Annotated in this window: 6 protein-coding genes; 1 reads left to right on the top strand and 5 read right to left on the bottom strand. The window is 69.4% G+C overall.

Annotated features, from left to right (window positions below):
* Nucleotides 1–184 precede the first annotated feature (184 nt).
* Both ACGFH9_RS28945 and ACGFH9_RS28940 read right to left on the bottom strand, forming a co-directional pair.
* A complete protein-coding gene (locus tag ACGFH9_RS28945) occupies nt 185–709 on the bottom strand; it encodes a response regulator transcription factor (RefSeq protein WP_393225422.1) in 525 nt (174 codons plus the stop codon).
* Complete coding sequence (locus ACGFH9_RS28940; protein ID WP_393225419.1) at nt 706–849, bottom strand: hypothetical protein; 144 nt, start codon at nt 847–849, stop codon at nt 706–708. Before ACGFH9_RS28940 ends, ACGFH9_RS28945 begins: the two co-directional genes overlap by 4 nt.
* Nucleotides 850–932: 83 nt before the next feature.
* Between ACGFH9_RS28940 and ACGFH9_RS28935 the strand changes: the two genes are divergently transcribed.
* A complete protein-coding gene (locus tag ACGFH9_RS28935; protein WP_393225417.1) occupies nt 933–1,409 on the top strand; it encodes a hypothetical protein in 477 nt (158 codons plus the stop codon).
* 211 nt (nt 1,410–1,620) lie between these two features.
* Here the strand turns inward: ACGFH9_RS28935 and ACGFH9_RS28930 are convergent, their stop codons facing one another.
* From ACGFH9_RS28930 to ACGFH9_RS28920, 3 genes are all read right to left on the bottom strand, one after another.
* On the bottom strand, nt 1,621–2,058 hold the full coding sequence (locus tag ACGFH9_RS28930) for a nuclear transport factor 2 family protein (protein ID WP_393225414.1): 438 nt from the start codon (nt 2,056–2,058) through the stop codon (nt 1,621–1,623).
* 199 nt (nt 2,059–2,257) lie between these two features.
* Nucleotides 2,258–3,496 carry a lanthionine synthetase C family protein gene (locus tag ACGFH9_RS28925; RefSeq protein ID WP_393225411.1) on the bottom strand — a complete coding sequence of 413 codons (1,239 nt, stop codon included), beginning with the start codon at nt 3,494–3,496 and terminating at the stop codon, nt 2,258–2,260.
* Complete coding sequence (locus tag ACGFH9_RS28920; protein ID WP_393225408.1) at nt 3,493–6,414, bottom strand: lantibiotic dehydratase; 2,922 nt, start codon at nt 6,412–6,414, stop codon at nt 3,493–3,495. Before ACGFH9_RS28920 ends, ACGFH9_RS28925 begins: the two co-directional genes overlap by 4 nt.
* Between the last annotated feature and the right edge of the window lie 46 nt (nt 6,415–6,460).

Genomic DNA, 6,460 nt, shown 5'->3' with positions numbered 1-6,460 from the left:
GAGGGTGTCGAGGTCTTGCGTCACAACATGATCATCGGCACCCTCCCTTCATGCCCAGACATCGACCCCTGACATCGGAACTACTCGTCTAGGCGGACGCTCCTGTCCGGGTGGTGGCGTTGATCGCGACTCGTTCCGTCCCCAGCATCGCGACATCCCGACCCGGTGGAGCGAGGGCGGTCGGTTATCCCCGTACAAAGAATACGAGGTTGCCGAGGGACATCGTTCGTATCGTCGACGTCATGCGAACTGTCGTACTTGTACATGGACTCCGGCACGCCAGCTGGTGCTGGAGCCCGGTGGCGTGACTACCGGTGGACCGAATCATCGAGCTGCTCGACCACGCCGAGCTGGCCGAGTCCGCAGCGGCGAACGCGTCGCTGCCCGCGCACGTGATGCGAGACCGATTCGCCTCTTCGGCCCCCTGACGGTGACGACGCGGTAGCAGATTGAAGGAGCCCATCGGGGAGCATGCAGACGACTGCCGCCATGCCGACGGCGGGATCTGGCCGGTGGCCTCGACCCCGTCACCGCCCGGCATGCGCAGGTCCATGAGCACGATGTCAGGCTGCTGCTCGGCGGCGAGCTGCACTCCCTTCGGCCCCGACGACGCCTCGCCGACCACCGTCAGGTCCTCCTCGGCGTCGAGCATGCCGCGCAACCCCATCCGTACGACCGGGTGATCGTCGACGAGCACGATGCGGATCACGCGGGCACTTCCAGCTCGACGATCGTGCCGCCCCCCGGTCCTCCGTGGACGGTGAGGATGCCGTCGACCTGCTCGGCGCGCGAACGCATGCCGACGAGCCCGAACCCATCGAGGCGGTCCGACGCGAACCCGAGGCGCATGCTCGACGGTGAACAACTGACCCCACCTGCTCGACCGAGGCTGGTAGCGTGCGCCGAACACGAAGATCATGGGGGAAACATCGATGAACCGAACACGACTCGTCCTGACCGGCTTGGCCGTAGCGGCGATGATCGCGACGTCCGGCTGCGATCCGCAGCCGGAATCTCAGGACGCCGCGACCTCGCCGTCACCGGCGGTCTCCAGCGCCACCCCAACCGTCGGTGCGGCCAGCGCCGCGGCCGACAACGCGGCCACGGTGAAGGCCTGCGCCGACATCAGGAAGGACATCAAGGACAACGCGGCTAAGATCGCCAAGGCCGAGAAGATCGGCCCGCCGGCCGGACACTTCGCGGTCAGTGCCCAGTGGGCCGCCGGCTCGGTCGCGATCCTGGCGCACGCGATTGGCGCCAACCAGGCGGTCACCGCCGCCTCCGAGAAGATCCAGAACGAGATGACGAGCCTGAGCGACGCGTACAACAAGTCCGCCGACGCCAAGCCCAGCAAGAAGGCCCTGGAAGCTGCCATCAAGGAGCTGGACACGGCCTGCTCGACCGCCTGACCGGTTCGACCTCGCAATCGGCGGTGACCCTCACCCGGGGGTCACCGCCGATTCGTATGTCAGTCGGTCCCGCGGCCTGGGCCAGCGGCCGTTGAGCGAGCCACGGTCAGCCTGCGTGACGTCCAGCGAGCTACCGCGACGAGCGGCGAACCAGGCCCGGCAAGCCGCACATGCTCTCCGTCAGGGTCGGCCTGCGCCCTCGATCGTGCTGCTACTTCTGCGGACGTAGTGCGGTCAGAAGGCTGTCGAGTTGACCCCAGGCGCGCGCGCTGGCGAGGTGGTCAATGTAGTCCCGGGACTCGATGATGAGCCCATCGCGGATACGCATCACGAAGACGCACGGCACCGTGAATTCCTCCCCCGTCTCGGCGACATGCCCCTGATAGGAAAACTCGGCGACAATGACCTCCGGGTCTGCGGTTTCGTGAATCCGCACGTCGACCGGCTTACGGTTCAACGTCCGGTCGGCCGGAGGCGCCGCGGTGAAGTGCTCGTGCAGTTCGCTACGGCTCCGCAACGGCGGCGGGTCGAGCGGGTGGAACGGATGCGTGACATGGGTCTGTTCGCCGTACAGATCGGCCAGGTCTTCGTACGGACCGTCGCAGACACCGTTCACGAGTCGGAGGAAGGTCTCGCGTGGACTACTCATACCGGGCATCCTTCGTATCGGTAGATGTCACTCACGCCATGCCGTGGAGTACGGTCGGGGACGGCCGGTACCCTACCCACCTCGGCCCCGATCTGACTGTCCCGATGGACTTTCGTGTGCCGTACCAGGTGCGCCTGGCCATCGTGGCCAGAGGACGTGCCGACTCCTCGGGCCGAGAAGCCGAGCACCAGCGTTTCGATCACGCGAGCAGCAGTGCCGCATCCCAGGTGAGCGTGGTGGCCGCCGGAGGTGTACCGCGCAGCACGAGCGCGACGCCGGCCGCGCCGTCGAGCACGCCGGCCCAGTGCGCTGGAGTCGTTCGTACGTCGAATCTGCTCTCCGGGTCGACGAAGGTGTTCAGGTGGGCACGGACTCGCCTGGTCAGCGGCTCGATGGCTGTGGGCGAGGCGGCGTCGCGGGCCACGAGACTCAGGACGTGCAGGACTCCGGCAGAGCCGTGGCAGAGGGAGGCGTCGCGAATGCCGGTCGTGGACCAGGGGCGGGCCAATGCCGCCGTGAGGGTGGTCAACGCAGCCCGCTCCCAGGCCGGTTCCGCATAGGCGCGCGCCGCCAGTTGCAGGGCGCGCGCGATCCCCGGTGCTCCGTAGCACCAGGCCACTCGGCTCGGTGGCAATCCGCGCACCGAGCCACGCTCCTCGTACTCCAGCGGCACCACCGCCGGCCAGTACGGGCCGTACTCGTCGTAGCCGCGTCGGGCCAACAGCCATTCGGCGATCCGGGCCACCGCCGCGCGCTGCCCCGTCACCTCGACGCCAGCCGTCGCCGCGAGGGCCAGCAGCGCCAGAGGCCCGGCGATTCCGTGTGCCAGTCCCGGATTGAGGTGTCCCCGCGCGGCGGCGACGGGATCGTTGAGAACGGCCGGGTCGGGTGTCCACCAGCCGGGCACCGGCCGGCGACCAGGAGTGACGGGTTCGATGAGCCGTACCAGGTAGCGCAGCGTCCGTTCCAGCACGGCGCGGTGCTGTTCCACGTCCGCCAACAACACCCGGCCCAACCCCGCCAGGCCGAAGCTGACGTCGTAGTGCTGCATTCGGACGCCCGAACGGCCCGAAGCGAGACGTTCCTCCTCGGTCGCAAGCAGGCGTTCGGCGATCCGGATGGTTGCGTTGTCCGCCGAGCTGAGGAGTTTCGCGTAGTCACCGGGAGTTCGGGCGAGCATTCGCCCGGCGAGCGCCACCGCGGGCAGACCATCGAACACACTCTCGTGGGCGGGATGCGCGGAGCGCACGCCGCGCAGGAGCAACCGGTGCGCGGTCGCGCGATCGGCCGGGTTGTCGCTCCCGGCGAAGACCAGCGCGAGCCCGACGTAGCCGTCGGCGATCGACATCGGATGCCACCGCCGACCGCCGTCGGCGAGCGGTTCGGGGTCCGCCGCTGCGGCAGCCAACCGCGAGGTGATGTCCTGGAGCCAGCTCATCGTCGGGACTTCGCGCGGGCCTGGTGAGCACGCAGGGCGCCGCTGGCGAGCGCGTACACCAGGTGCTCGCTGTCCGGCTCGGTTCCCAGCCTGCGGTTGCAGTGCATGTGCGCCAGCGCGGCGAGCGCGGTGTCGCGACGATCAGCCGCGAGATGTCTGCCGTACGCGGCGAGGCGATCGGCCCACTCCCGTTCGATCGGGTCCGTGGGTGTGGGCCAGTCGAGACCGATGGCGTTCAACGCGGCGACTCGATGCGGAGCGAAGAGGCGGCGCTCGGGGTAACCATCGGCGAATCGCGACAGCAACCACTGGTCGCCAATGGTGCTGGACCCGTGGAATGACCGGACGAGCGCGACCAGGTCCCGCGCGATCAGCACCGGGTCGTCGGCACCCTGCAACCGGTTCAGTACGAACATGCTGTCCGCGGCGAAGACCCGCTCCGCGAGCGGCATCAGCAGGGTGCCACCGTAACGGCCGACCTCCGGGTGGTAGGGCGCCAGCGTCATCGCCCCAGCCAACCCGGATGCGGCCACCTCGGTCGCCAACCCGTACAGCGCGGGCAGTACCTCGCCGCGCACCACCCCGGGCTCGCCGTGCAGTCGGATCCGCAACTCGGGTGCGTCACGATCGTCGACGTACCGGAGGAAGAACCACCTGTCGATCCGGTCGGCCACCGCGGTGATCCAGGGCAGCAGATGACGGGTGAGCAATTGGTGTTGGCGCGGAGTATCACAGGGGATTCGCGCGTACAGCCACTCGCCGCCGGGCAGAGCTGAGGGCACGTCGGCGACGACGGGACGGCCAGGAAGGGCCGCCGCGCGGGACGCGGTGCGCGAGCGCAGCGACAACACCAATTCGCTTTCGTACGCGCCGTCGGCTCCCCGCAGCCAACCATGGTCCAGGTCGGGAAGTGGTTCGGCGCAGACGTCCACGGCCGATGACCGTGCGGCCGCACGGAGCAGGCGCCGATGCACTGGCGATTCGAGGTCGAGCCCGATGCGATGGTCGGCATACGCCAGCCGTACGTGTCGTGGCACACCGATCCGCGAACGCCACGCGGCCAACGCTTCGTCGTCTGAGAGGTCCTCGGGAGTTGCCCGCCACCGGGCGGGACTGAGGACCGTGCGGCCGTAGCGGACGGTCGGCAGGAACGGCGCGTTCACGAGCGGACCCCAGCTCCACCCCTTGAAGGTGCGCACTCCCATGAACGTCACGCCCCGCAGGAGCCGGACGACCTGCGGCGCGAAGGTGTCGGTGTCGAGCACGTGCGGGATGATCACGTCGAGTTCGCGGCCCCGGCTCAACGAGTACAACCGCAGCCGTTCGGCGTCGGCGACGATCGCCACGTCAGTCAGGCGCAGGTCGTCGTCCGACATCGGCGCCACCCCGACGACGAGGGCGGTCGGTAGCGTGCGAGACGAGGGCAGCACGTTGCCGTAGCGGGGCGGTACTACCGAATGGACGAGTTCGACGGGCAGTGTCGCGTCCGGGTCCCCGACGGGGCGTACCAGCTCGGTCAGGGTGGTCCCGAGACCGGACAGATGACCGAAGCGCCCGAGCGAGGCGCCGGCCTGCTGCGTGCCGGTGAGCGGGGAGATGATCAGCTCGAAGTCGCCGGCCTGCAGGGCCGCAGCGTCGCGAGAGACCAGAGCGCAGATCAGGTCGATCGATGCGGGTGGGCTCCCGCCCGGGCGGTGCAGCTGGTCGATGGTGTCATCGTCGAGGACCACGTCGCGACCGCCGTGCAGGGTGGACTCGACGAGCAGTCGGGTGAGCACGGTGGTCCGGGCGACATCGTCGAAGTCGAGGCGACGGAGCCGCGGGTCGTCCTTGTGGCCGTCGGGGAGGCCGATCCCAAGGTCCGGGTCGATCACGTCGGTCAGGGGCACCGCACGGCCGAGGCCGTACCGGTCGAGGAAGCGGGCGTGGTAGTCCTGCATGGCCCGAGAGCGAGGCGTGTCGGGAATCGCCAGACGGTGCAGAGCGCTGGCAGCGCGCTCGGCCTCGACTGCGACCGAGCGGGGCAGTGTCACGTCGAGGTCCAAGCCGAGATCGACCTGGATCGCCTCATCTTCGCCGGCCAGGCGCCGCGTCTCGGCGAGCGCCGCCGGTCGGCCCGCCGCGGGCGCGTCGGAGTAGGCGGTGATCGCCTGGCGGGCTGATTCGACCGTCTTGTGACCGGGCAGTGCCGCTTCCAGCATGTCCAGGGAACGCGTCCGCCCCAGCGGCGTCAACAGCACGCCGGCACCAACCATGTCGGTGACCAGCGCCAGGACACGGTCACGTGGTGCGCCGGGAAACTCTACGACCAGGCAATCGACCATGGTCGACGCCAGGACCGGGGAAGCGGCGTGCTTCAGGATGGCCGCGACCAGGCGTGTACGACGTAAGGTGCGGCGCACGACGCCCGACCGGCCGGCGCCGAACGGCTGTACGACCAGATCGCCATCAACCCGCACCAGGTCGTCCACCACGAGCACGCACCGCTCGACGATGGCTGGATCTCGTTCGAGATCGCCGACGAGGGCGGCCAGCCAGCCGTGGTCGGGACGCACGTGCCGGCGATGGTCACGGCCGATCGAGGCCGACACCGCGTCGCCGAACGAGCCGAGGGCCACCCCCGCCATGAGTCCGAACGGCGTGGCCCGGCCCGCCATCCGCAGCAGATACCGGGTCAACGACTCGGCGGCCCGGTCCGTGCGGCGCTGCCCGAGGTCCCGCCCGTCGCCGACCTTCGCGAAGGTCTCGGCCATGGAACGGCTCGCGAGCGTGACAGCCTCCACGATCGGCGTGGCCGCCGGGTCGACGAGCAGGTCCCGCGCGTCCACCTGCGCCACACGGGTTCTCTCAGCCGCGCGTCGCGGCAGCACGGCGGCTCTCACCACGAACTGCGCGGCGCAGCTGAAGACGATGTCCACATGGGTTCCCGAGGCTGGAACGGCTGGCCGGACGGCGTTGTGCCGT

This window comes from Micromonospora sp. NPDC049102 (assembly GCF_043197485.1).
Lineage (GTDB): Bacteria > Actinomycetota > Actinomycetes > Mycobacteriales > Micromonosporaceae > Micromonospora.
Note: the sequence above shows the minus strand (reverse complement) of the source record. Positions and strands in the feature narration are given on the sequence as shown.

What these genes read in the sequence shown, in the direction of transcription:
- ACGFH9_RS28940 (WP_393225419.1), bottom strand. Translation starts at nt 849, where the DNA reads ATGCGCCTCGGGTTCGCGTCGGACCGCCTCGATGGGTTCGGGCTCGTC.
- ACGFH9_RS28935 (WP_393225417.1), top strand. Translation starts at nt 933, where the DNA reads ATGAACCGAACACGACTCGTCCTGACCGGCTTGGCCGTAGCGGCGATG.
- ACGFH9_RS28930 (WP_393225414.1), bottom strand. Translation starts at nt 2,058, where the DNA reads ATGAGTAGTCCACGCGAGACCTTCCTCCGACTCGTGAACGGTGTCTGC.
- ACGFH9_RS28925 (WP_393225411.1), bottom strand. Translation starts at nt 3,496, where the DNA reads ATGAGCTGGCTCCAGGACATCACCTCGCGGTTGGCTGCCGCAGCGGCG.